The following is a 24920-nucleotide window of genomic DNA, read 5'->3' on the forward strand; positions in this document are numbered from 1 at the left end:
GGCCTGCGCAGAGTGGCCGGTTTATCGCGGATAAATCCGCTCCCACCAACGCTCGATGGCGCATGCAACACGTAACGGCCACATAGCCATAAAAAAGGGCGATGCCTCGCGGCATCGCCCTTTTTCCTCCTAGCCCCTAGGGGCATGGTTCACTACAGCGGGTTGAGGCCCAACGGGCAGGATTCGCCGCCATCCGGGTTGTCGAACACCCCGTTGTTGGCATCGTCCAGCTGGGTGGCCAGGGCCAGCATGCTTTCGCGAGTACCGCTCTGCAGCTGGGCATTGACGTCGCTGATCACATCACTGAGGGTGAAGGCGTACTGCACTCCACCATTGGCGGCATTGAGCACGGCGGCTACTGCGGCACGCAGCATGATCTGGGCTGCGCCCAGCTTGCCAGTGCCACCCGAGTAGCTCAGGGCATCGAGCATCAGGTCGTCGGCGAGGCCGCCGATCTGGCCGTTAACCCCAGCGAAGTTGAACACGTCCTGCAGTTGGGTGCTGTACGGATCGTACGGCGGGTTGGTCCAACTGCCGAAGTGTTGCTCTTGCTTCCAGTACCCCGGAGTACAGCCTTCGTCACCCGGGTTGAACTGGTTGACGTAGCGGCAGAAGGCATAGTCGCCACTGCCCAGCGTCAGGGTTGCCGTCAGGCCAGCTACCGATTGACCGGTCAGGCTACCGCCATCGGCAGCAGCGCAGGTCAGGCTGACCGCGCTGATGAACGGCGGCAACGGCTCGTCTTCCGTAACGCTTACCTGTTCCGTGGCGCCGAAGCTCGGGATATCCACCGTGTACTCGATGGAGCTCGCGAAGCTCTGACCAGCCAGCGGATCAGCGAACGGCGAGTTGGTGAGCGGCAGCTGACCATACAGCGGAGTCAGGAAGAAGCTCGGCGGCAGATCACCGGTCGTACTGTAGCTGAACGCCAGGTTCTCGGCGTTGAGCAGCAGTTTCTCGATCACCACGGTAGCCGGGTTCGGCAGCACGACGTTGCAGCTCTGATCGTCCTGGTCAGAGATGTCGTTCGGGAAGCCGGCCGGGTTGTAGTGCACATCCACCGTGTTGACGATCGGCGCGCCGACGTCCGTGGCCTGGGTCACGTAGTCCACGGTGAAGTTGCAGGAAGCACCCGATGCCAAGGTGTTGCAATTGGCAGCGGCAGCCTGTGCAGCGAGGTCACCCAGCTTGTCATCCACGATGCTGGCCAGGTTCAGGTTCGGGCTGTCCGTCGAGCCGGTGTTGTTGATGGTGTAGCTGTAGGTGATGGTCTGCCCGACTATGACATCCAGGTCGCAGTTGGCAGTCTTGTCGACGGCCACCGACGGCTGGAACAGGTTGACGCTATGGTCGTCGCTGTCCGTGATGTCGTTCGGGAAGCCACTCGGGTTGTAGTGCACCGTCACCGTGTTCGGCAGCGGGTCGGGATCACCGACCTGTACCGTGCGGGTGGCTTGGATGACGCAACTTGCCCCGGTCGCCAGGGTGCCGGTGCAGCTGGAGTTGCTCACATACTGGTTGGCCGCCAGCAGATCGCCCAGCAGCGTATCCACGATGGTGCCGTTGACCAGGTTCGGGCTATCTGCCGAGCTGGTGTTGGTCACCGTGATGGTGTAGCTGGCAGGGTCACCCACCTTGGACAACGCGTCGCCTTCCTTGACCACAACCACGCTCGGCTGGAACAGGTTGACGCTATGGCTATCCTCAGCCGCCAGCACGTTCGGGAAGCCCTGCGGCGAACAGGTGGCCGATGCCGTATTCGGCAACGGATCCGCATCACCCGCCTGCACGGTGTACTGCGCGTTGATCACATGCTGTTCACCGGCGGCCAGGGTCACCGCCTCGTCGATACCCAGCAGCGCATCGCTGACGGTGCAGTCCAGCGCCGGGCTGTCGGCCGAGCTGGTGTTGCTCAGGGTGATGGTGTAGTCCACCGGGTCACCCACCTTGGACAGCTCGCTACCCGTCTTGTCCAGCGTGATGCTGGGCTGGAACAGGTTGGTGCTGTGGCCATCCGACGCGGTGTAGATGTTCGGGAAGCCGGTTGGCGAGCAGGTGACCGAGGCCGTGTTCAGCAGCGGATCACTATCGCCCGCCTGGACGACGTAATTCGTGTTGATCACGTGGCTAGCCCCGGAGGCCAGGGTTACATCCTCATCCAGATTCAACAGCGGGTCGGTGATGGTGCACACCAGGTCTGGTGTATCGGCCGAACTGGTGTTGTTCAGGGTGATGGTGTAGTTGGTGGTGTCGGTGGCCTTGGACAGCGCATCACCAGTCTTGTCGAACGTAATGCTCGGCTGGAACAGGTTGGTGCTGTGGCTGGCCGTTGAGGTCTGGTCATCCCCTTGCAGGCTCTGCGCGGAGTTGTAGTGCACCGTCACCGTGTTCACCAGCGGGTCGGGCGAGCCATCCGGAATCGGCCTGGTCACGGTGAACTCGCAGGAGGCCTGTGCCGCCAGGGTGGCGCAACCTTCTGCTACGGCAGCCGTTTCCAGATCGCCGAGTACATCATCCACGACGGTATCGAGATACAGGGTGATGGCACCGGTGTTGGTGATGGTGAAGGTGAAGTCCGCATCGTCACCGATCTTGGATTTCTCCGGTCCGCTCTTGCTCACGCTGATACCGCACAGCGGGAACTTGCCCATGCCGATGTCTTTCAGCGTGGCATCCACACTGTGCGAGGCACGGGTGTTCATCAGGAACGTGTTAAAGCACCCGATTGCTTCAGGGAACAGATTGGTGAAGTTGAAGCCAGCCTCGAACAGCGAGGTGGGCGGGAAGTCATTGCTCTGGATGCCGTCGGTTCCGGGCGGGCTGGCCGGGCCAGCTGCCGGTGGGAACTTGGACTGGAAGCCCCAGTCGTCCGGCGACTCGGTGGGCACGCCCGGCTGCGCATTCTGCCCCTTGGTTTCACCCAGGTTCATGGTGCCGCAGGCATCGTCATTGGCCAGATTGACGCTATCGCAGTGGGCATCCTCGTCAGCGAACACCCGGCACAGGGTACCGTTGACCAGCGTGCCACCGTCGCTGGTGCACGCGGCCTTGGCGGCCGTGGCGGCGGCCGTATCCTGGCCTCCCGCAGTGTTCTCGTCGACCCACTTGTAGACTTCCATGATCACCACGCGGCCGCCGTTGACGTTCTCCGCCACCACGAACACGTCGCCGATGGTGTGCAAATTGATCGGCTGCTGGGCGGGCGGCAGGCAGTTGCCATTGCCGTCGACCACGCCGAAGGGGTCCGTGTCTGCGCCGCCGATGCCGTCATCGCAAATGCCGATGTCCTTCTTGAACAGCCAGGCACCGATAGCCGCACTGCCATTGGGGGCGAACAGGGAGCCGAACAGGTAGATCAGCAGATCCGGGTTGTCGACTCCGTCATCCGACATATCTTCCAAATAGGCCGCGGCGCCGATCGGCAGCAGGTCATCCTTGTCCGGCGTCGAGCCGCGCTTGGTCAGCCATTGCTTGACGTCCAGGTCATCCTTGGAGCCGCCACCGGTGAAGATGTCATCGGTGTTGGCCACGCCATTGGGGTCCTGGATGAACAGGCTCTTGAAGGCCGAGCCGCCGGGATTGTCGGGGTCCACGGTAGGCCCGGAGACATAGCCGCAACTGGCCAGGCCGTTCGGGCAGCCGCCGACCTTGGCCCAGTCGTCCGGGGCGGAGGCATCGGCATTGCCGATGTCGGTTTCGTCGATGGCATTGGCGCCCAGCTGGCCGTTATCCAGCTCGAACACATCAATGTCGTGTACCGCATAGGTGTTGACGGAGAAGACCATCCCCGTCGACAGGATCGCCCCCAGCAAATAGGCCGGTAGACGGCCTAGTAGTCCGGGGCGACACGAGCGGACTGATTTTCGCGTGCGCATATCGATGCTCCTTGGCCCCGCCCACCGACTAGCCATGGCAGGTGTGGCCTTTTCAGGCTTGCCTGGGGTCACGGGCTGTGTCGGTCTTTGGCCGAGATTGTTTTCCGTGAGCAGCAGGACAAGTCGAAATCACACATTTTGCGGCCCCGCGTGCTGTCCTGTGCCTTGCACCGACCCAGCATCCGGTACCGCCTCCGAAGACAAACTGCGTCCCCTCGCGCTCTGATAGACAATTACCGTGCCATAGCTGTAAGCATCTGATTTATATAAATTAATTTCTTGATACAAAGCCAGAAAGCGAGCCCTTGCCCGGCTTTTGCGGGAATTTCCGGGGTTTCTGTCAGGCCTGGTTAACAGTCGATTCCGGCGAATGCCGGGCAAGCCCCGTTGCATGGGGCCTGGCGCCCGTAGCGGGGCAGTGCTCGATTGTTAAGGTGCTGCAACTCCGGCTGTTTCACCGCCTTGAAAAACGGCTCTGGCGCGGGGCCGAGGGGCTCGGCAGGGATGGAACACCGGGGGCGGTGCAAGGTGCGCCAGGGCTTCGCTCGGGCTCGGCCTCGACTATGGGTGGCATGGGGTGATGAGCGGGGCTTGCCCGGTATTTCGCGGTGCGCATACGCGGGTAGGTTGGCGTTGAGCGGAGCGAAGCCCAACAGGCGGGGGCAGGAGCGTTGGGCTTCGTCGCGCTGCTCCTCAACCCTACCTACGGCTTATCGGACAAGCTGCGCACAAGCCGCCGCATTGCGCGGCGGGGTGTGCGACAGCGCTATGGCTCGTCGCCTTGCCAGGCATCCTGCGGCAGCTCGATGCCCTTGAGCTTGCTGCGGTACTCCTGGGTCACGTCGCGGGCTTCGTCCAGGCTGGAGACCACCGTGGGGGTGATCATCACCACCAGCTCGGTACGGCTCTTGGCCTTGCCCTGGCTGCCGAACAGCCAGCCCAGCACCGGGATGTTGCGCATATAGGGCAGGCCTTCGCTGTCGCGCGAGTTGTTCTCACGGATCAGCCCGCCGAGCACCAGGGTCTCGCCGCTGAGCACGCTGACGCTGGTGTTGATGCGGCGCTGGGTGATGGTCGGCGAGTCGATGCCGGAGGTGGTGGTTTCCTTGACGTCGTTGACCTCCTGGGTGAGTTCCAGGGCGATCATGCCGCCGGAGTTGATGCGCGGTTTGACCTCCAGCAGCACCCCGGTGTCCTGGTACTGGATGGTGCTGGTGACCAGCGCCGAGGGGTCGACGGGGTCGTCGATCACGCCACTGGTGTTGGTGGTTTCCGAGGTGCGTATCGGCACCTGGTCGCCGACGCGGATGGTCGCGGTGCGGTTGTCCTGCACCATCAGGGTAGGCGAGGAAATCACGTCGACCTTGGAGTCGGTGGCGAGGAAGTCCAGCAGAACCCGCGCTTCGCCAGCATCGACCAGGCTCAGCGAGCCGGTGGGCAAGGGGTCCGTGGGGCTGACCAGGGGCAACTGGCCGAGCACGCCGCGCAGCGTTTTGCCGCCGATCGAGCCCTTGAAGTACCACTGCAGGCCGTAGCGCAGCTCGTCTTCCAGGGCCACCTCGACGATGGTCGCTTCCACCAGCACCTGCAGCGGCAGCACGTCGAGCTTGCGGATCACCTTGAGCAGCTTGTCGTAGTCGGCCGGGGTGGCCAGCACCAGCAGGGCGTTGTTCTCCTCGTCGGCGATCACGCTGACCGTGCCGACTTCCAGGTTGCTGCCGTCGACGCCCAGGCTGCTGGCCAGGGCCGCGCCCGGCGTGCTCGGCGGCTCGCCGGCCTCGCCTTCGCCTTCCGCCGGCATGACCGGCTCGTCGCGGTTCAGCGGCCCGGCGCCCTCCCCTTCGGCTTCCTGGGCCTGGCCCTGGCCTTCCAGCAGGGCGTTGAGGATTTCCGCCAGTTGCGGCGCTTTGCCGTTCTTCACCTGGTAGACGAACATGTTGCTGCCCTGGCCGTTCTCCGCACGGTCCAGGCGCTCCACCCAGGCCCGCGCATCCTCCAGGTACTTGGCCTGCGGCGTGATCACCAGCAGGGCGTTGAGCCGCTCGATCGGCATGAAGCGCACCATGCCGGCCAGCGGGCCGCTGGCGGTGTCGCCGAAGATCGCATCCAGCTCGCCGAGCAGCACCTTGGCGTCCACCTCCTGCACGTGGAACAGGCCCACCGACTTGCCGCGCAGCTGGTCGACGTCGAACAGGCGCACGGTGTCGCGGATGTTGTTCAGCTCCTCCTGGGTGCCGGCGGCCAGCAGCAGGTTGCGCGCCTCGTTGACCTGCAGCAGGCCCTTGGTCGGCTTGAGCGGTTCGAGAACCTTGTGCATCTCGGTGGCCGAGATGTAGCGCAGCGGCACCACCAGCAGCTGGAAGCCCTGCTGCGGCAGCGGCGTCAGGCGCGGCACCATGGCCCCGGCCGAGGCCGCATCGAGCGGCAGCACCTCGTAGAGGTCGCCGCTGCGCACCAGCACCGCGCCGTTGAGCTGCAGCACCGATTCGAGGATCGGCAGCAGGTCCTCGCGCAGCAGCGGGCGGCTGGTCTGCAGGCTGACGTTGCCGACCACGCCCTGGTCCAGCACGTAGTTGACCCGCAGGATCTCGCCGAGGATGACCTTGACCACCTCGACGATGCTGCTCTGCTGGAAGTTGAGGGTGATGTCGCCTTCGGCCGTCGGCTGCGGGGTGATCGCCGCGCCGAGGTCGAGCATGCCCGGGGCGCCCCGGTAGACCTCTGCCCGCGGGGTCTGCGGGGTGCTGACCAGGGCGTCGCTGCGCTCCTCGGGGTCGAGGCGGCTGGCATCGCGCTGCGCCAGCTCCGCGCTCGAACCCTTGCGCCGCACCGATGGCTGCGGCGCCTCGGGCGGCGGCTTGCGCCAGGCGTCCATGGTGTTGCGCTCCCCACCCGGGGTGAGTCCGCAGCCGGCCAGCACGCCGCCGGCCAGTAACAGCCAGGCGTACCTCCAGCTTGCTCGATGGGTCATGACGCCCCTCCTTTATCCCGGTACTGCCGGGATCTTGGGTTGTGCCGCATCCTGCGACTTGTTCGGCTTCGGCTTGGCCGCCGGTGGCGCAGCCTGTGGTGCCTGGGGGGCAGCCACGGGCTGGGCGGCGGGGTCGTACAGCAGGATTTCGATGCGCAGGCCGCTGCGCTGCAACACCACGTGGTCGGCGGCGATCTGCTCCAGCACCCAGTTGTTGTCCAGCACCGCGCCGCTCTCCAGTTGCAGGCTGCTGCCGCCCTTGAGCTGGGAGAACAGCGCCAGCTGGCGCTGGGGTTCGATCAGCACCCCGGTCAGGCGCCAGTTCTCACGCAGTTGCTGCTCGTCGGCGCTGCTCACCGTGTCGTCCTGGGTGCTGTCCTCGGCCTTACGGTTGGCGTTGAACAACGGCCGCTCCAGCATGCGCTGGAAGTCGCCCAGCGGCCGCGCGACCAAGGCAGGAGGCGGCGCCGGTTCGACGGCCTCCTCGGCGGCCAGGGCGACGCCGCCGAGCAGCAGCAGGGCAACACAGGCCAACGGGCGGGACTTATTCATGGCCATGTCCCAATAGCGTGTTGCAAAGGCGATAAGTCGTAGGTTGGGTTGAGGAGCAGCGCGACGAAGCCCAACGAGCCTGCCCCGGTTGTTGGGCTTCGCTGCGCTCAACGCCAACCTACCCACGCAGGCGCGCGGCGCAATACAGAGCAATCCACGCTCGCCACCCCATGCAACACATAAGGAGGACATGGCCTTATTCATCACTCACCTCGTCGCTCGCTCCATCGCTGACCCGGCGGGTGTAGCCGGCCACGGTGAAGGACAGCTCCAGCGGCGGTACGTCCAGCGCGTTCGGCGCATTGCGCAGCAGGCGCTGGGCCGCGCGCTGGCGCGGGTTGCTGGCCACCGTGAGGTCGCGGGTCAGCAGCAGCGGCTGGCTGTAGGCCAGGCCGTGCAGCACGCCGACCAGGGTGCGGCTGTCGCCGCGCAACTGCACGCGCAAGGCGATTTCCGGCAGTGGCGTGTCGCCGCGCTCGCGCGGCATGATCTGGGTGCTGACCACCTGGCCGCCGGCCTGGGTCACCAGTTGCCCGACCAGTTGCTGCAGGCTGGCTGCCGCCAGGGCCGGGCGCGGCTCCTGGAACAGCAGCTGGCTGGCGGGGTCCTGAGCCTGCAGCTGGGCAAGGTTCTGCTCCTGCTCGGGCAGCGCGGCGGCGAGGCGACGGAACAGCTCCAGGCGGCTGTGCAGCGCCTCGATCTCCCGCTCGCTGCTCCAGTAATGCATCAGCAGCGGCTGCACCACGCCGCCCAGCAGCAGCACCAGCACGGCCAGCAACAGCAGCAGGGCGAGTGCCTGGCGCTGCCGGCGACGCAGGCTCTTCATGGCTGCACCTCGCTGCGGCTGACATCGGCCACCAGGCTGAAGCGCTCGCGGGCGGTGCCCGGGTTGGCGGTCACCGGCGAGGCGAAGCGCACGTTCTCCAGCAGCGGCGAACTCTCCAGCAGGCTGATCAGGCTCGACGCCTCGGCCGACTCGCCGTCCAGGCGCACGCTGCTGCCGTCGTCTTCGAAGCGGGTCAGCCAGGTGCTGTCGGGCAGCAGGGCGGTCAGTTCGTCCAGCAGCAGCAGGGGCTGCGGGGCCAGGGCCTGCTGGCGCAGGAGGAAGTCGCGGCCGGTCTGCAGCTCTTCAAGGGTGCTGCCCAGGCCGCGCGCCTGATCGACCTGGTCCTTGAGCTGCAGCACCTCGGCCTGCAGCGCCTGCAGCTCGCGGTCCTGCTGGAAGAAGGGCCAGGCGAGCAGGCCCAGCACCAGCAGCGGCACCCACACCACACGCAGGCGCTTGCGCCAGCCCTGGCGGCCGGCCAGGCCGCGGCTGGCCGGCAGCAGGTTGACCAGGTTGCCGGCGCTGTCGGCGCTGTCGCGCAGCGACACCACGTCGGGCGCCAGGCCGAGCCGGCCGAGGGCGGCCAGCAGCGGGTCGAGGTAGTCGCGCTGGACCACGGTCAGCTCGATCTCGATGCGCTCGCGGGAGCCAGCGTGGCGCAGCTGGCGATGGCCGAAATACACCTGCTCGTTGTTGAACGGGGTGTAGCGGTCCATCTCGAAGCGCAGCACGTTGTCCACCTTGCCTTCGGTGGCCAGGGGCAAGCCGACGGTCTTGCGCAGGGCATGCTGGGCGGGCAGCAGGAGGATGATCTGGGCGGCCTTGGCGGCCCGCGCCAGGCTCGCCTCGCGCAGCCCGCCGTCGCCGCACAGGGCTTCCAGGCTGAGGCTTTCCAGCGCTTCGGCCTGGGCCAGATTGCCGAGGCTGAAGGCGGCCTGCTGTTCGTCCACTTCGATGATCAGGCTGTTGCCCAGGTGGCGCAGGTGGCGCTGCCAGCGCTCGGGCATCAGGCCCAGCAGCTCGTCCCACCACCAGATGGCGAAGTCGCTGGCCTGCGCGAGCAGCGTGCGAAGCCGCGCCCCCAGTTGGGCTCCGTAACCGCGCATGTTCATAGAGGCTCTCCTGGCACCGCGGGATCGCGGCCGGGCTCGGGGGCAACCTGAGGCGAACTGAGACTGAGAATCTCGAATCGGCTGCCCATTCCGCCACGCCGGCGGATGATCAGGTTCTGCCGGGAAACGATGCTGCCGGCCTTGCTCACCGCTGTTTCGATAGCATAGCTAATGCCCGGCATGTTGCTGTTCAGCAGGCTCGCGTTGACCGAGCCGAACGGCGGCGTGGGCAGGCCCTGCTCGTAGGTGCTGCGGCGCTGTTCGATGTACTGCAGGGCATTCGCCTCGGACACCCCCGGCACGGCCAGCAGCACCTGCTGCGGGGCCACCAGCGGGTTGACCTGGGCCTGCCCGGAATACAGGGTCAGCAGCGGCGCCACCTGCTCGTACAGCGCCGGGCTCATGCCCAGCACCAGGCGCAGCTCCTCCACGCGCTCGAACGGCCGGTTGGCCGGTTCGACCAGGCCGGCGGCGCGGTACTCCTCGGCCTCGGCGCCGTGCAGGCGGCGCAGCTCGTCGCTGTCGCGCCAGTCGAGGATGGCGTCGGCCAGGTCCACCGCCACCTCCGGCTGCAGGCCCACGGCGAGGAACAGGCCCTGCAGCAGCAGCGGGTTGCCCTCGTTGAGGTCGATCTTGCCGTGTTCGTCCTGCATGGCCACCTCGATCTGGTAGTCCTCCAGGCTCAGCAGGCGCCGGCTGCCATCGGCCAGCCAGCCGGCGGTGCCGGGCTGCAGCAGGCTCCACAGCGCCCAGTTGACGGCCGCGTCGTTGACGTGGCGGCGCTGCGCCGCTTCCACCAGGTTGGCCGCCAGCTTCAGTTCGAGCCGGCTGGTGGCGGAGATGTTGAGGGCGATCAGCGACAGCAGGACCAGCACCCAGAGCACCCCGACCAGGGCCAGCCCGCGCCAGCGGCGCGGCTCAGTCCAGTTGCTTGACGCCATAGGCCATCTCCCGGGGCGCCACCGAGAGACGGATGGCGCCGTCGCTCTCCTCGCTGGCGTCCACCTTGACCAGGGATGGCAGGCGCTCCTGCGCCTGCCATTGCAGGTGCCAGGCCGCCTCGGCGCCCGGCAGTTCGCCGTAGTAGGTGAAGCGCAGCGGCCCGGCCAGACCGTCGCGCAGCACTTCCTGGCGGCCGCTCTCGGCCAGCTGCTCCTCGAGCCGCGGCCAGTCGACGCTCAGGTAGCGGTCGAACGGCAGGTAGCGCAGCACCAGCTGCCAGGTCGGCGGGTCCTGTTCGTCCAGCTCGACCTGGGCCAGCTGCACCCAGTACAGGTCGGTGCTGTGCTCGATCTGCGGCAGGCTGGCGACGAACATCAGGTCCTCCTCGGTGCCGTAGAAGCCCATCTGCAGCGTCCCCTCCTCGTCGCGCAGGAGGCGCTGCAACGGGCTTTCGAGCAGGCGGCGCAGCAGGGTCTGGCCGAGGTAGCGCTCCTCCAGCTCGCTCAGGCGCCGCTCGGACACCGTCCAGCCCTGCAGGCCGAGCTGCAGGCCGGTGTAGGTAAGGACCGCCAGCAGGCTGGCCAGGAGCATGGCGATCAGCAGCTCGATCAGGGTGAAGCCGGCCGGGCCGCGCATCACAGGGGCTCCTCGACCAGGCGGATGGTCGACAGGCTGACCCGCTGGCTGGGGTTGTCGCCCCAGGACACGCTGACCGTGATCAGCATCGCCTTGATCCGCTCCTCCAGGTTCAGCTGGCTGCTGACGAAGTCGTAGGGTTCGAGCTCGGCCTCCCAGCGGTAGGGCGGCTCCAGGTTGCCCCGCAGGCGCTCGCTGCGCCGCGCGCGCAGGGTCGCGCCGATCTCCGCCAGCTGCGACTCGGCCAGGTACAGGGCCTGCTGGTAATGCCCGGCGGTGGCCAGGGAATACGCCGCCAGGGACAGGATGCGGGTCAGCACGCTGAGGGCCAGGGCGAGGATGACGAAGGCCACCAGCACCTCGATCAGGGTGAAGCCGCGCGCTCTGCTAGTCATCGACGCGCACCCGTCCGGACAGCCAGTCGACGCTGACCGCCGTCTGCCGCCCGTCCTCCAGGCTGAGGATCACCTCGCCGCCGCTGGAGCCGCCGGCGGCGTAGAAGCGGATCGTCGCCTCGGCCGTGGCCGCCGCTTCGGCCGCCGTCACCTTGCCGCCGCGCAGCTCCAGCTGGATCGACTGTGGCGGCCGGTAGGGCGCCTCGCCGGCATCCAGGCTGAGGCCGGGGGGCTCGCCGCCGAGGCGTACTTCGGCGTCCTGGTTGCGCAGCACCGCCTGGCTGCGCGCATGGCGCAACAGCGCCGCCACCTTGCGCCCCTCGCTCTCCAGCCTGATCGGCGCCAGGGCGCCGCCCAGGCGCGGCGCCACCAGGCCGACCAGCGTCGCGATGATCACCAGGGTGACCATCAGCTCGAGCAGGGTGAAACCCTTCGACGCAGTTTTGCCCATGCCGGCACCTCGTCACTCCCAGCTGCGCACGTCGCGGTCCTCGCCGTCGCCACCATCCTTGGCGTCGGCGCCGAGGCTCCACAGGTCGAAATCGCCGTGCTGACCGGGGTAGCGGTACTTGTAGTCGTTGCCCCAGGGGTCCTTGCGGATCACCGACTTCTTCAGATAGGGGCCGTTCCACTTGCTCACCCCGGTGGGCTGGCTGATCAGGGCATCGAGGCCCTGGCCGCTGTTGGGGTAGCTGCCGATCTCCAGGCGGTACAGGTCGAGCGCCGCACTCAGTTCCTGGATCTGCAACTCCGCGGCGCGGGTCTTGGAGCCGCTCAGCTGCTTGAACACCTGCGGCCCCACCAGGCTGGCGAGCATGCCGAGGATGACCAGCACCACCAGGATCTCCAGCAGGGTGAAGCCGCGGCTGCGCGCCCACCCGCCTTGCTTGTTTGCCGAACGCTGCATATTTCCTCCTGCACTTCAGATGGGCAGTTCGTTGAGGCTCATCACCGCCACCAGAACCGACATGACTATCCCGGCGATCAGCACGCCGAGGCCGACGATCAACAAGGGTTCGAGCACCGCCAGGGAACGCTGCATGGCGGTCTCCACTTCCAGGTCATAGGTGTCCGCCACTTTCAGCAGCATCTCGTCGAGGCGCCCGGTCTCCTCGCCGACCTGGATCATCTGCATGGCCAGGTCGGGGAACAGCCCGGTGGCCAGCAGCGGCGGGGCCAGCAGGCGCCCCTGCTTGAGGCTCTCGGCGGCCACGCCGATCTGCTCGGCCATCACCCGGTTGCCCACCACCTGGCGCGAGATCTCCAGACCCGCCAGCAGCGGCACCCCGCCCTTGAGCAGGGTGCCCAGGCTGCGGCTGAAACGGGCTGTCTCGATGCGCTGGTAGAGCCCGCCGAGCAGCGGCAGGCGCAGTCGCCAGCGGTCCCAGGCCAGCCGATATTCCGGGCGCTGCAGGGTCCGCTGGCCCCACCAGGCCAGCACCACCAGCACCACCACGGCCCAGCCGGCATAGGCCTGCAGGCCGTTGGCCACGCCGATGACGATCTGCGTGGACAGCGGCAGTTTGGCGCCCATGTCGGCGAACAGCTGGCTGAACTGGGGAATCACGTAGGTCAGGATGATCAGCAGCGACAGCATGGCCACGGCCAGCAGGATCATCGGGTAGATCAGCGCCGAGACCAGCTTGTCGCGCAGCGACTTGCTGCGCTCCAGGTAGTAGCTGAGGTTGTGCAGGCCGCTGGCCAGGTCGCCGGACATCTCGGCCGCCTGCACCATGCTGACGTAGAAGCCGCCGAACACCTGGCGCTCCTCGCCGATGACCCGCGACAGCGACTGGCCGCGGTGCACGCCATCGCGGATCTGCTTGACCAGCGCCTGCATGGCCGGGTCGCGGTTGACCTTGTGCATGATCTCCAGCGAACGATCCAGCGGCACGCCGGCCTGCAGCAGGGACGACAGGTACTGGGTGAAGCGCAGGGTCAGGCGGCCCTGGCGCGAGTGGCGCAGCAGGCTGCCGAACTCGACGTTGAGCAGGGCCTGCCAGTTGCGCCGGGTGCTCACCTCGATGGGGATCAGGTTGCGCAGGCGCAGCTGCTCGAGCACCGCCTGCTCGCTGTCGGCCTCCAGCTGGCCGAGCTGGACCTCGCCGTCGTCCTTCACCGCCCGATAGTGATAGAGCGCCATCTCAGCCCTCCTGGGTGACGCGGATCACCTCTTCGAGGGTGGTCTGGCCATCCACGGCCTTCTGGCAGCCGTCCTCATACATGGTCAGCATGCCTTCGCCGCGCGCCGCCTGCAGCAGCTGGCCGGCGTCGGCGTGCTGCAGGATCAGGCGGCGCACCGCATCGCTGAGCACCAGCACCTCGATGATGGCAATGCGGCCGTGGTAGCCGCTGCCGTTGCAGGCCTTGCAGCCCCGCGCCCGGTACAGGCGCACCGGGCGGCCGCCGGCGAAGCGCGCCAGGTTCAGCTCGCTGACCATCTCCGCCAGCGGCTCATAGGGCTCGCGGCAGGCGTGGCACAGCTTGCGCACCAGGCGCTGGGCCAGCACGCCGTTGAGGGTGCTGGTCAGCAGGTAGTCCTCGACGCCCATCTCCAGCAGGCGGGTGATGCTGCTCGGCGCGTCGTTGGTGTGCAGGGTGGAGAGCACCAGGTGGCCGGTCAGCGCCGACTGGATGCAGATGCGCGCGGTCTCCAGGTCGCGCATCTCGCCGACCATGATCACGTCCGGGTCCTGGCGCACGATGGAGCGCAGGGCGCTGGCGAAGGTCAGGCCGATGCTCGGCTTGACCTGGATCTGGTTGACCCCCTCGAGCTGGTACTCGACCGGGTCTTCCACGGTGATCAGCTTGCTCTCGCTGGTATTGAGGCTGTTCAGCGCGGTGTACAGGGTGGTGGTCTTGCCGCTGCCGGTGGGCCCGGTGACCAGCAGCACGCCGTGGGGGATGCGCAGCGCGGCCTGCAGGCGCGCCAGCGGCTGCTCGCCGAAGCCCAGGGCGGCGAAGTCGAGCACCACGTTCTCGCGATTGAGCAGGCGCATCACCACGCTTTCGCCGTGCATGGTCGGCACCGTGGACACGCGGATGTCGAGGTCGCTGCCCTGCACGCGCATCTCGATGCGGCCGTCCTGGGGCAGGCGCCGCTCGGCGATGTTCAGCCGCGCCATCAGCTTGACCCGCGAGATCACCGCTGGCGACAGCTGCACTGGCGGCGCCTCGGTTTCCTGCAGCAGGCCGTCGATGCGGTAGCGCACCTTGAGGCGGCTCTCGAAGGGCTCGATGTGGATGTCCGAGGCGCGCAGCTCCACCGCGCGCTGGATGATCAGGTTGACCAGGCGGATCACCGGCGCCTCGCTGGCGCGGTCGCGCAGCTGCTCGACGTCGGCCACCTCGTCCTGCTCGTTGCTCTCGACCCGTGCCAGGATGCCGCCCATCTGACTCTGGCCCTGGCCGTGCATGCGCTCGATGGCGGCGTCGATCTCCGAGCCGAGGGCCACCCGCGGGCTGATCCGGCAGCCGCTGGCCAGGCGCAGGGCGGCCAGGACGAAGGCATCCTGCGGGTCGGCCATGGCCACCCGCAGCTCGCCGTCGACCAGTTCCAGCGGCAGCGCGCGGCACTCCTTGAGGAAGCGGAAGGACAGGCGCTCGGCCAGCAGCGGCTCGGCGGGGAAGTCCTCGCCGGCGATCAGCGGCAGGTCGAGCAACTGCGCCAGCTCGGCGGCGATGTCGCGCTCGGCGACCAGGCCCAGACGGTTGAGCAGGTTGACCAGCGAACCGGCCTCGGGCTGTGCCGCCTGCATGCGCAGCACGCGCTTGTGATCGGCCTCCGACAGGCAGCCGGCCTTGACCAGCGCCAACCCCAGATCCACAGGCTCGGGATCGGGCTCAATGCGTTCCGCGGCAACCATGGTGCAATCCTGTCAGCATGCCCTAAAGCGCACGGGATCCCTGTGACAGGTACATGTTGCATCCATCCGCTTCGATTCCAGACCTTGTCAACCGGCGGTGCGCGCGAAGATCTGGCGAGGCGCGGCGCAACGTCACGGCCACAGCCGGCGGCTGGGCACGCTGCGAACGGGGTACGCCCCTCTCGGTCCTGCGCCTGACGGCAATGCCACAGGCCGCAGCGGGGGTCACCGGCGGGCCGGGTTCGCAACTTGTTTCACTATAGACGCTGGTATCCGGGGTGCTGTTTCAGTGGCGAAACTAACGGATCGACGGCTGTTGCGCCGGCTTGGCAGCAGGCGCAAAGCACCGCCGGCACCCTACTCCTGGCCGACGCCCGCCCCCAGCTTGCGCCAGAGCAGGCGCACCAGCGCCTTGCGCGACAGTTCGCAGCGGTACAGGCGGATCTCCAGCGGCACCTGCCAGTGTTCGCCGCCGCAGATGACCAGTTCGCCCCGGGCCAGTTCGGCGGTCACCGACAGGCGCGGCACCCAGGCCACACCCAGGCCCTGCAGGGCCATGCTCTTCAGGCTGTCGGCCATCGCCGTCTCGTACACCGTGCTGGAACGCAGGGCGCGCTGGCGCAGCAGCAGGTTGACCGAGCGGCCGAGGAAGGCCCCGGCGCTGTAGGCCAGCAGCGGCACGCTGTGCCCGCTGTCGAGGTCGAACAGCGGCGCGCCATGCTCGTCCACCGCGCACACCGGCAGCATCGAGGTGGCGCCCAGGTGCAGCGAGGGGAAGATTTCCGGCGCCAGCTGCAGCGCCGCATCCGGGTCGTAGTAGGCGAGGATCAGGTCGCAGGCGCCTTCGCGCAGGGCATGCACGGCCTCGCCGACGTTGCTCGCCACCAGCCGGGTATTGAGCGGCAGGCCTTCGCGGCGCAGGCGGGCGATCCACTCGGGGAAGAAGCCGAGGGTCAGCGAGTGCGCGGCGGCGATCTGCAGCACCTCGCCCTGCTGGCCTTCGAGGTTGTGCAGGTGGCGCACCACCTCACCGAGCTGCTCGACCATGCTCCGCGCCGTGACCAGGAACAGCTGGCCGGACTCGGTGAGTTCCACCGGGGTGCGCGAGCGATTGACCAGGGTCAGGCCCAGCACCGCCTCCAGGCTGCGGATGCGCCGGCTGAAGGCCGGCTGGGTGACGAAGCGTTTTTCCGCGGCCTGGGAAAAGCTGCGGGTGGCGGCCAGGGCGACGAAGTCTTCCAGCCACTTGGTTTCCAGATTCATCGAGGCTCCGTGGGCGAATAAAGGCAGATTACACGTCCAAAGACTTTGGGGCGTCACACCGACACTATGCCGATTATGCATGCCCCAGCTTGTAACAGCATTGGTCGAGAATGTGCTGCAGTCCTTATCTTACAGGCTATCGCTGACCTCGCCGGATCTTCCAGAGAAGATGCCCATTATGTCCGCAGCTGCATCTTCCCGAGACGGAAAAGACCTGCCTGGCATCCGGGAAGTCGCCGCCGGGATCTATGGCGCCATCCAGCCCCCGCACGCCGAACAGAATGTTCGTCTCTGCAGCGTGCTGCTGTCGCAAGGGCCGAAACGGAGTGGTCGAGCATAGGTTGATCGCGCCGCTTGCAGCCTGAGTCACGGCGCAACGAAGGGCATTGCAGGCTCAAGCCATGCTCTGCACCGGCCTCGTCAACCAGAGCAATACCCGCAGCAGGACGTGCGGGGCTTATGCGCCGACCCAGCGCATCGGCATAAGCCGGCAGGAAACCGGCAGCCAACGAGATGCTTATCGGCATCCAGGGCATACCTACAATAACTACACAGGGTGACACCATGAAATTGATCGACCGCTGTCGTCTCTCCCCCCGCCAAACGTCAGGCCATCCCTGTCGCGCCAGCAGTCGCTCGGGTTAATCCCCGACCGACTGCTGGTCGCCTGAACAGCCCGCTCAGTTGACTCAAGCCCGGTTTGCTAACGCTGCTGCATCCGTCATGGCTGGCCATGACGCGGCGCGGCAGTTCCGTGTCGGCGCACAACCAGGCCGAGCTTGATCGACTGAACGGGCGCCCAGGTCATCTGGCCCACCCGTTGTCGACCGCCGGCGCCGTCCTATCCGGGCGCCGCCGCGGCGTCATCACCTTTTATCCCCCCGATATCACCACAAGTGAGGGAGAGACCCATGCTGGATTTACTCAATGACCTGCTCTGGAGCAAGGTCCTCATCGTTACGCTGGTCGGCCTCGGCCTGTACTTCTCGATTCGCTCGCGTTTCGTTCAATTCCGCTACTTCGGCGACATGTTCAGCATCTTCGCCGAAGCCTTCCAGCGCCAGCCGGGCCAGCTCAGCTCGTTCCAGGCGCTGATGCTCTCCGTGGCCGGCCGCGTCGGCGCCGGCAACATCGCCGGTGTCGCCGTGGCGATCATGCTCGGCGGCCCGGGCGCGGTGTTCTGGATGTGGCTGGTCGCCCTGCTCGGCATGGCCACCAGCTATTTCGAATGCTCCCTGGCCCAGCTGTACAAGCGCCGCGAGGCCGACGGCACCTACCGTGGCGGCCCGGCCTTCTACATCCTGCATGGCCTGGGTCAGCGCTGGCTGGCGGTGATCTTCTCGGTCCTGCTGCTGGTGACCTTCGGCTTCGGCTTCAACGCCGTGCAGTCCTACACCGTGGCCACCTCGCTGCACGACACCTTCGGCGTGCCCACCTGGGCCAGCGGCCTGGCTCTGGTCGGCGTGATCGGCCTGATCATCTTCGGCGGCATCAAGCGCATCGCCAGCATGGCTGACGTGCTGGTACCGATCATGGCCTTCTCCTACATCGGCATGGCGCTGGTGGTGATCGGCATGAACGTCAGCGAAGTGCCGGCGGTATTCACCCTGATCGTCAAGAGCGCCTTCGGCCTGGAGCCGGCCTTCGCCGGTGGCATCGGCGCGGCCATCCTGATGGGCGTCAAGCGCGGCCTGTTCTCCAACGAAGCCGGTCTGGGCAGTGCGCCGAACGTCGCCGCCGTGGCCGAGGTCAAGCACCCGGCCGCCCAGGGCATCGTGCAGTCGCTCAGCGTGTTCATCGACACCATCCTGGTGTGCACCAGCACCGCGCTGATCATCCTGCTCTCCGGCGTATACCAGCCGGGCAGCGAGATGGCCGGCGTGATCCTGACCCAGAACGCCCTGGCCGCCGAAGTCGGCGAGTGGGGCCGGATCTTCGTCAGCACCGCCCTGCTGCTCTTCGTCTTCACCACCCTGGTGTACAACTACTACCTGGGTGAGAACGCCCTGGGCTTCTTCAGCAGCAAGCGCATCCTGCTGCAGGTGTATCGCGTGCTGGTGATCGCCCTGGTGCTGTGGGGCTCGATGCAGGACCTGTCCACCGTGTTCGGCTTCGCCGACGTGACCATGGGCCTGCTGGCACTGGTCAACCTGGCCGCGCTGTTCCTGCTGTTCAAGACCGGCCTGCGCCTGATGCGCGACTACGACGCCCAGCGCAAGGCGGGCGTGCAGTCGCCGGTGTTCGATCCCAAGGCCTACGCCGACCTCGACCTGGACCCGGCCGCCTGGCCAGAGAAGCCGCTGACCGCCCGGCCCAGCGTGACCAGCCAGACGCCGGCCCACGTGCTGCAACAACGCTGAAACCCTGCCGCCCGGACTCCGTTCCGGGCGCTTGCTTTGTGTCATAGGCCCCGCGCAGCCAGGTGGCAGGCGCGGGACTCTCTGTTTCACAGGAGTGCCAGACCATGCGCCATTATCTTTGCGCCGCTCTGTTGTTCTGCCTGGTGTTCAGCCCCCTGAGCCAGGCCCAGCTGCCGCCCGACTACAAGGTGGTGCTGCTCACCGAGAACTTCCCGCCCTTCAACATGGCGAGCAACGGCAAGAACTTCGCCCGCGACGCCAATATCCAGGGCATCAGCGCCGACATCGTGCGCGAGATGTTCAAGCGCGCCGCCATCGACTACAGCCTGACCCTGCGCTTCCCCTGGGACCGCATCTACAAGCAGGCGATGACCACCCCCAACCACGGCCTGTTCTCCACCTCCCTGAGCGAGGCGCGCAAGCCGCTGTTCAAGTGGGTCGGCCCCATCGCCCAGTACCAGAGCGTGCTGGTCGGCCTCAAGGATGGCGGCCCCCGCCCAGCCGACCTGGAACAAGCCAGGGCCTACCGCATCGGCGCCTACCAGAGCGCGGCGGTCAGCCAGCACCTGGAGCGCCTGGGCTTCAAGCCGCAGAACGCCCTGCGCGACCAGGAAAACATCTACAAGCTGCAACGCGGGCGGATCGACCTATGGGCCACCTCCGACCCGGTCTGGCGCACCTACGCCAAGGAACAAGGGGTCGAGGGCCTGGACACCATCCTCAGCTTCCAGACCTCGCCGCTCTACCTGGCCCTGCACAAGGACACCCCGGACGAGGTGGTAGAGCGCCTGCAACAGGCCCTGGAGCAGATGCGCCGCGAAGGCTACGGCAGCTGCACAAAACATCCGCAGCTGTGCTGACAGTCCAGGCGGCCCGCGCCTTGGCGCACAGGGCCGCGATAGCCACCAGGCCTGGCGTAACCCCTGCCGGGCCGCGGCGAAGCCCGCCCGGCACGCCGACCTTCGGGCTCGCTACTGCCCGCCGAGGGCTCCGCTGCGGGTGCCGGCCAGGGCGATGAAGCCCCAGCCACCCGCTTTGCCGGCTCAGCGAATCTCCCCACCCCGAATTGCATCCGGCTGTGCATTTTTATCCCGCCAATTCGTTCGAAATTATGCACGCGCGACATTCGCCTCGGGTCACCGCGACATTATGCCGATTGTGCATACCATAGCGGTTAACAGCATTAGCCGACAAACGGACTCAGGCCTAGTCTATTGGGCATCGCGGCACTCGCCGTATCTACCAGAGATAAATCTCATCATGTCCGCTGCTGCATCCACCCGCGTCGAAAAAGACCTGCTCGGTAAACTGGAAGTCCCGGCCGATGCCTATTACGGCATCCAGACCCTGCGCGCCGTGCAGAATTTTCGTCTCTCCGGTGTACCGCTGTCGCACTACCCGAAACTGGTGATCGCCCTGGCCATGGTCAAGCAGGCCGCCGCCGACGCCAACCGCGAGCTGGGCCACCTGTCCGCCGCCAAGCACACCGCGATCAGCACCGCCTGTGCGCGCATCATCCAGGGCGAGTTCCACGAGCAGTTCGTGGTCGACATGATCCAGGGCGGCGCCGGCACCTCGACCAACATGAACGCCAACGAGGTGATCGCCAACATCGCCCTGGAAGCCATGGGCCATGAGAAGGGCGAGTACCAGTACCTGCACCCGAACAACGACGTGAACATGGCGCAGTCGACCAACGACGCCTACCCCACCGCCATCCGCGTCGGCCTGCTGCTCGGCCATGACTTCCTGCTCACCGCCCTGGACAAGCTGATCCAGTCGTTCGCCGCCAAGGGCCTGGAGTTCGGCCACGTGCTGAAGATGGGCCGCACCCAGCTGCAGGACGCCGTGCCGATGACCCTCGGCCAGGAATTCCGCGCCTTCGCCACCACCCTCGGCGAAGACCTGCAGCACCTCAAGCGCATGGCCCCGCAGCTGCTCACCGAGGTCAACCTGGGCGGCACCGCGATCGGCACCGGCATCAACGCCGACCCGGCCTACCAGAAGCTGGCGGTCGAGCGCCTAGGCGTAATCAGCGGCCACCCAGTGGTGCCGGCGGCCGACCTGATCGAAGCCACCTCGGACATGGGCGCCTTCGTGCTGTTCTCCGGCATGCTCAAGCGCACTGCGGTCAAGCTGTCGAAGATCTGCAACGACCTGCGCCTGCTCTCCAGCGGCCCGCGTACCGGGATCAACGAAATCAACCTGCCGGCACGCCAGCCGGGCAGCTCGATCATGCCGGGCAAGGTCAACCCGGTGATTCCGGAAGCGGTCAACCAGGTGGCCTTCGAAGTGATCGGCAACGACCTGGCCCTGACCATCGCCGCCGAAGGCGGCCAGCTGCAGCTGAACGTGATGGAGCCGCTGATCGCCTACAAGATCCTCGACTCGATCCGCCTGCTGACCCGCTCCATGGACATGCTGCGCGAGCTGTGCATCGACGGCATCACCGCCAACGAAGCCCATTGCCGCCAGCTGATGGAGAACTCCATCGGCCTGATCACCGCGCTCAACCCCTACATCGGCTACGAGAACGCCACCCGCATCGCCAAGGTGGCGCTGGATACCGGCCGCGGTGTGCTGGAGCTGGTGCGCGAGGAGAAGCTGCTGGACGACGCCACCCTGGCCGACATCCTGCGCCCGGAGAACATGATCGCCCCGCGCCTGGTGCCGCTCAAAGCCTGAGCCGGCGGCGCGCGGTAGCGCGCACTGAACATCGACCGAGAGGCGCCCCCGCCTCTTACCCTCAGGGATGGCTCCGGCCATCCCTTTTTTTGTCCGAAAAACGCCACGATCCGCAGGGTGCGCCATGCGCAAAGGTTCTGCCCCAGCCATGTACTGCATGGAATGACAGGCAGAACTGCCCCGTATGTCGCGGCGCACACGGGGGTAGGTTGGCGTTGAGCGTAGCGAAGCCCAACGGACAGGGGTGAGTCATTGGGCTTCGTCGCGGGGCTCCTCAACCCAACCTACGGCTTATCGCTCCTGTGGACATAGCCACCAGAAACCGCCCTCTAGCCCCTGGCACTACTCGATCTCGAACAAACCGTTCTTCAGCGGCTCCACCGTCAGGCGCTGGCGGATGTCGGCATCGATGCGCGGGTCGTCCGGGCGGTACAGCATGATCTGCCGGTAGGCGTTGACCCGGTTGATCTCCGGCCCCAGGTATTCCCAGACCACGCGGGTGCAGGCCGGATTGCGCCCGTCGCCGCTGGAAACCCCGGTCTTCAGGCCGTTGAGGCGGGTGATGCGGCTCTTGTAGCTGGGGATGAGGATGGTCTGGCTCATCTCGTTGACCGTGAGCGACTCGTAGTCCAGCAGGAACAGCCGGTCCTGCAGGGCGAAGGCCGCGCCCAGGTAACGGCAGCGCACCCAGTCCTCGGCCTCGCCGGCCCGCGAGCGCTCCTGGCGTTCCTGGCGCTCGAACAGGTAGGTGCCGCGCTCCTCGCGCAGGTGCACCAGCGACAGCAGGATGAAGCCCGGCACCGACATGCAGTTGGAGTATTCGAAGTAGTAACCGCAGTAGCGGCCGAGGTTGCCGGCGTTGTCGCGCAGCGGCTGCAGCAGCTCCAGCAGCGGGTCGCCGTCACTGACCTTGCCCGGCTTGGCGTCACGGGCGCCGATCAGGCGGGCGAACTGCTCCGGCGGCTGGCCCAGTTCGTATTCCTCGACGCCGAAGAAGTCGCAGATGCGCTTGAGGTTGTAGGGCGTCGGGCGGCTCTGGCCGCTGAGGTACTTGTTGAACTGGGCACGATTGATCGCCAGCTTGCGGCAAACCTCGGCGATCGAGCGGTAATGGCTGCACAGCAGCTTGAGGTTGTCGCCGAAATGCTCCGCCATGGGCCTGGTCCTGATGATGCGAGTGACGCGATTCTAGCATCAACTCGCATCAACTCGCCGCGACCCGCGAAATTGCGCCGGCGCCGCCCTTGGCCAACCATTCGGGGGCCGCACGGTGGCGCGGCCTCGCCCATCCAGAACAACAAGAGAGACACCCTCATCATGCTCGATCTTCTCAACGACCTGCTCTGGAGCAAGGTCCTCATCGTCGCCCTGGTCGGTCTCGGCCTGTACTTCACCATCGCCTCGCGTTTCGTCCAGTTCCGTTACTTCGGCAGCATGTTCAGCATCTTCGCCGAAGCCTTCCAGCGCAAACCGGGCCAGCTCAGCTCGTTCCAGGCGCTGATGCTTTCCGTGGCCGGCCGCGTCGGCGCCGGCAACATCGCCGGTGTGGCGGTAGCCATCATGCTCGGCGGCCCTGGCGCGATCTTCTGGATGTGGCTGGTTGCCCTGCTCGGCATGGCCACCAGCTACTTCGAGTGCTCCCTGGCCCAGCTGTACAAGCGCAGCGAGCCCGACGGCACCTACCGTGGCGGCCCGGCCTTCTACATCCTGCATGGCCTGGGTCAGCGCTGGCTGGCGGTGATCTTCTCGGTCCTGCTGCTGGTGACCTTCGGCTTCGGCTTCAACGCCGTGCAGTCCTACACCGTGGCCACTTCGCTGCATGACACCTTCGGCCTGCCGACCTATGTCAGCGGTATCGCCCTGGTGGCGGTGATCGGCCTGATCATCTTCGGTGGCATCAAGCGCATCGCCAGCACCGCCGACGTGCTGGTGCCGATCATGGCCTTCTCCTACATCGCCATGGCGCTGGTGGTGATCGGCATGAACATCTCTGAAGTGCCGGCGGTGCTGAGCCTGATCGTCAAGAGCGCCTTCGGCCTGGAGCCGGCCTTCGCCGGTGGTATCGGCGCGGCCATCATCATGGGCGTCAAGCGCGGCCTGTTCTCCAACGAAGCGGGTCTGGGCAGTGCGCCGAACGTCGCCGCCGTGGCTGCGGTCAAGCACCCAGCCGCCCAGGGCATCGTGCAGTCGCTCAGCGTGTTCATCGACACCCTGCTGATCTGCACCAGCACCGCGCTGATCATCCTGCTCTCGGGCGTCTACGAGCCGGGCAGCAACCTGGCCGGCGTGGTCCTGACCCAGACCGCCCTGGCCGCCGAAGTCGGCGAGTGGGGCCGCGTGTTCGTCAGCTCCGCCCTGCTGCTCTTCGTCTTCACCACCCTGGTGTACAACTACTACCTGGGCGAGAACGCGCTGAGCTTCTTCAGCGAGAAGCCTGCGCTGCTGATCGCCTACCGCGTGCTGGTCATCGCCCTGGTGCTGTGGGGTTCGATGCAGGACCTGTCCACCGTGTTCGCCTTCGCCGACGTGACCATGGGCCTGCTGGCGCTGGTCAACCTGGCCGCCGTGGCCCTGCTGTTCAAGACCGGCCTGCGCCTGATGCGCGACTACGACCGGCAGATCAAGGCCGGCGTGCAGTCGCCGGTACTGGATCCGCAGGACTATGCCGACCTCGACCTGGACCCGGCTGCCTGGCCGACCCCGACCCAGGGCGAAAGCGCCAATGCCCGTGCCGAGCTGGCTCACACCGCGCACCAGCGCTGAGTCTCCGTACTCAGGGATGAGGGGGCTTAGGCCCCCTTTTTCTTGCCCCGGCTTGAGTGGGAGCGGATTTATCCGCGATAAGAGCCCGACTCCCCGCCTAACGCTTTCGCGGCTAAAGCGGCTCCCACAAGGAGCGCGGCGCCCGGCCTTTTCTGCGAGCAGGCTGCAGCGATTCGCCAGTACACTCGGCTGAAACCGTCGCACCCTGCAGCGCAAGGAGCCTTTGCATGTCCCTGGAAATCCGCCCCGTCACCGCCGCCGATCACGCCGCCTGGCTGCCGCTGTGGCAGGGTTATCAGCGCTTCTACCACAGCGACATTCCGGCCGAAGTCAGCGCCGTGACCTGGCAGCGCTTCCTCGACCCGAGCGAGCCGATGCACGCCGCGCTGGCCTGGCAGGACGGCGTGGCCATCGGCCTGGTGCACTGGATCTTCCACCGCTCCTGCTGGACGCTCGGCGACTACTGCTACCTGCAGGACCTGTATGTCGCCGAAGGCGTGCGCGGTGGCGGCATCGGCCGCGCGCTGATCGAGCAGGTGTATGCCGCCGCCCAGGCCGCCGGCGCCAGCCGGGTGCACTGGCTGACCCAGGAAGACAACGCCCAGGCGCGCCAACTCTACGACCGGATCGCCAGCCGCTCCGGCTTTATCCAGTATCGACACTTGTTTGGTTGA

At 66.7% G+C, this 24920-nt stretch carries 19 protein-coding genes; 5 read left to right on the plus strand and 14 right to left on the minus strand.

Translation table 11 applies throughout. The features are described from left to right. Positions 1-152 precede the first annotated feature (152 nt). The 13 genes from F3I16_RS01415 to F3I16_RS01475 all read right to left on the minus strand — a co-directional run bounded on the left by F3I16_RS01415 (position 153) and on the right by F3I16_RS01475 (position 16438). Entirely contained in the window at positions 153-3785 is a 3633-nt protein-coding gene (locus F3I16_RS01415; RefSeq protein ID WP_160491998.1) for a hypothetical protein, read from the minus strand. A gap of 856 nt (positions 3786-4641) precedes the next feature. Beyond that, positions 4642-6846 (minus strand): type II secretion system secretin GspD, encoded by a 2205-nt coding sequence (gene gspD, locus F3I16_RS01420; protein ID WP_218573083.1) that lies wholly within the window; start codon positions 6844-6846, stop codon positions 4642-4644. A gap of 12 nt (positions 6847-6858) precedes the next feature. Next, a complete protein-coding gene (locus tag F3I16_RS01425) occupies positions 6859-7398 on the minus strand; it encodes a type II secretion system protein N (protein ID WP_160491999.1) in 540 nt (179 codons plus the stop codon). Between the two features lie 196 nt (positions 7399-7594). Next, entirely contained in the window at positions 7595-8224 is a 630-nt protein-coding gene (gene gspM / locus F3I16_RS01430) for a type II secretion system protein GspM (RefSeq protein WP_160492000.1), read from the minus strand. After that, entirely contained in the window at positions 8221-9336 is a 1116-nt protein-coding gene (locus tag F3I16_RS01435; RefSeq protein ID WP_160492001.1) for a PilN domain-containing protein, read from the minus strand. The genes gspM and F3I16_RS01435 overlap by 4 nt, the downstream gene beginning before the upstream one ends. Beyond that, the gene (locus F3I16_RS01440; protein WP_160492002.1) at positions 9333-10277 is read right to left on the minus strand and encodes a general secretion pathway protein GspK; all 945 of its coding nucleotides are present in this window, start codon (positions 10275-10277) and stop codon (positions 9333-9335) included. Before F3I16_RS01440 ends, F3I16_RS01435 begins: the two co-directional genes overlap by 4 nt. Beyond that, entirely contained in the window at positions 10255-10914 is a 660-nt protein-coding gene (locus F3I16_RS01445; protein ID WP_160492003.1) for a prepilin-type N-terminal cleavage/methylation domain-containing protein, read from the minus strand. The genes F3I16_RS01440 and F3I16_RS01445 overlap by 23 nt, the downstream gene beginning before the upstream one ends. Then, the gene (locus F3I16_RS01450; protein ID WP_160492004.1) at positions 10914-11309 is read right to left on the minus strand and encodes a prepilin-type N-terminal cleavage/methylation domain-containing protein; all 396 of its coding nucleotides are present in this window, start codon (positions 11307-11309) and stop codon (positions 10914-10916) included. The genes F3I16_RS01445 and F3I16_RS01450 overlap by 1 nt, the downstream gene beginning before the upstream one ends. After that, positions 11302-11760, minus strand: coding sequence for a GspH/FimT family pseudopilin (locus F3I16_RS01455; protein ID WP_160492882.1), 459 nt, complete (start codon positions 11758-11760; stop codon positions 11302-11304). The genes F3I16_RS01450 and F3I16_RS01455 overlap by 8 nt, the downstream gene beginning before the upstream one ends. Before the next feature lie 12 nt (positions 11761-11772). Next, the gene (gene gspG / locus F3I16_RS01460; protein WP_160492005.1) at positions 11773-12216 is read right to left on the minus strand and encodes a type II secretion system major pseudopilin GspG; all 444 of its coding nucleotides are present in this window, start codon (positions 12214-12216) and stop codon (positions 11773-11775) included. 15 nt (positions 12217-12231) lie between these two features. Further along, entirely contained in the window at positions 12232-13452 is a 1221-nt protein-coding gene (locus F3I16_RS01465) for a type II secretion system F family protein (protein ID WP_160492006.1), read from the minus strand. 1 nt (position 13453) lies between these two features. Continuing rightward, positions 13454-15175, minus strand: coding sequence for a type II secretion system ATPase GspE (gene gspE, locus F3I16_RS01470; RefSeq protein WP_160492007.1), 1722 nt, complete (start codon positions 15173-15175; stop codon positions 13454-13456). Positions 15176-15532: 357 nt separating this feature from the next. Continuing rightward, positions 15533-16438, minus strand: a complete 906-nt coding sequence (locus F3I16_RS01475; protein WP_160492008.1) for a LysR substrate-binding domain-containing protein — start codon at positions 16436-16438, stop codon at positions 15533-15535. Between the two features lie 911 nt (positions 16439-17349). Between F3I16_RS01475 and F3I16_RS01480 the strand changes: the two genes are divergently transcribed. The 3 genes from F3I16_RS01480 (at position 17350) to aspA (ending at position 21483) form a co-directional block, all read left to right on the plus strand. Beyond that, complete coding sequence (locus F3I16_RS01480; RefSeq protein WP_160492009.1) at positions 17350-18798, plus strand: sodium:alanine symporter family protein; 1449 nt, start codon at positions 17350-17352, stop codon at positions 18796-18798. Between the two features lie 104 nt (positions 18799-18902). Next, positions 18903-19658, plus strand: coding sequence for an ABC transporter substrate-binding protein (locus F3I16_RS01485; protein ID WP_160492010.1), 756 nt, complete (start codon positions 18903-18905; stop codon positions 19656-19658). A gap of 400 nt (positions 19659-20058) precedes the next feature. Next, positions 20059-21483: an aspartate ammonia-lyase gene (gene aspA, locus F3I16_RS01490; RefSeq protein WP_160492011.1), complete on the plus strand. Its 1425-nt coding sequence runs from the start codon at positions 20059-20061 to the stop codon at positions 21481-21483. Positions 21484-21825: 342 nt separating this feature from the next. On the opposite strand, the gene F3I16_RS01495 is transcribed toward aspA, so the two are convergent. Continuing rightward, positions 21826-22638, minus strand: a complete 813-nt coding sequence (locus F3I16_RS01495) for a helix-turn-helix transcriptional regulator (protein WP_160492012.1) — start codon at positions 22636-22638, stop codon at positions 21826-21828. Between the two features lie 162 nt (positions 22639-22800). Between F3I16_RS01495 and F3I16_RS01500 the strand changes: the two genes are divergently transcribed. Continuing rightward, entirely contained in the window at positions 22801-24246 is a 1446-nt protein-coding gene (locus F3I16_RS01500) for a sodium:alanine symporter family protein (protein WP_160492013.1), read from the plus strand. Positions 24247-24473: 227 nt separating this feature from the next. Further along, positions 24474-24920 (plus strand): GNAT family N-acetyltransferase, encoded by a 447-nt coding sequence (locus tag F3I16_RS01505; RefSeq protein ID WP_160492014.1) that lies wholly within the window; start codon positions 24474-24476, stop codon positions 24918-24920.

The sequence above is a fragment of the Pseudomonas sp. L-22-4S-12 genome, from assembly GCF_009799935.1.
In the GTDB taxonomy this organism is placed as follows: Bacteria; Pseudomonadota; Gammaproteobacteria; order Pseudomonadales; family Pseudomonadaceae; genus Aquipseudomonas.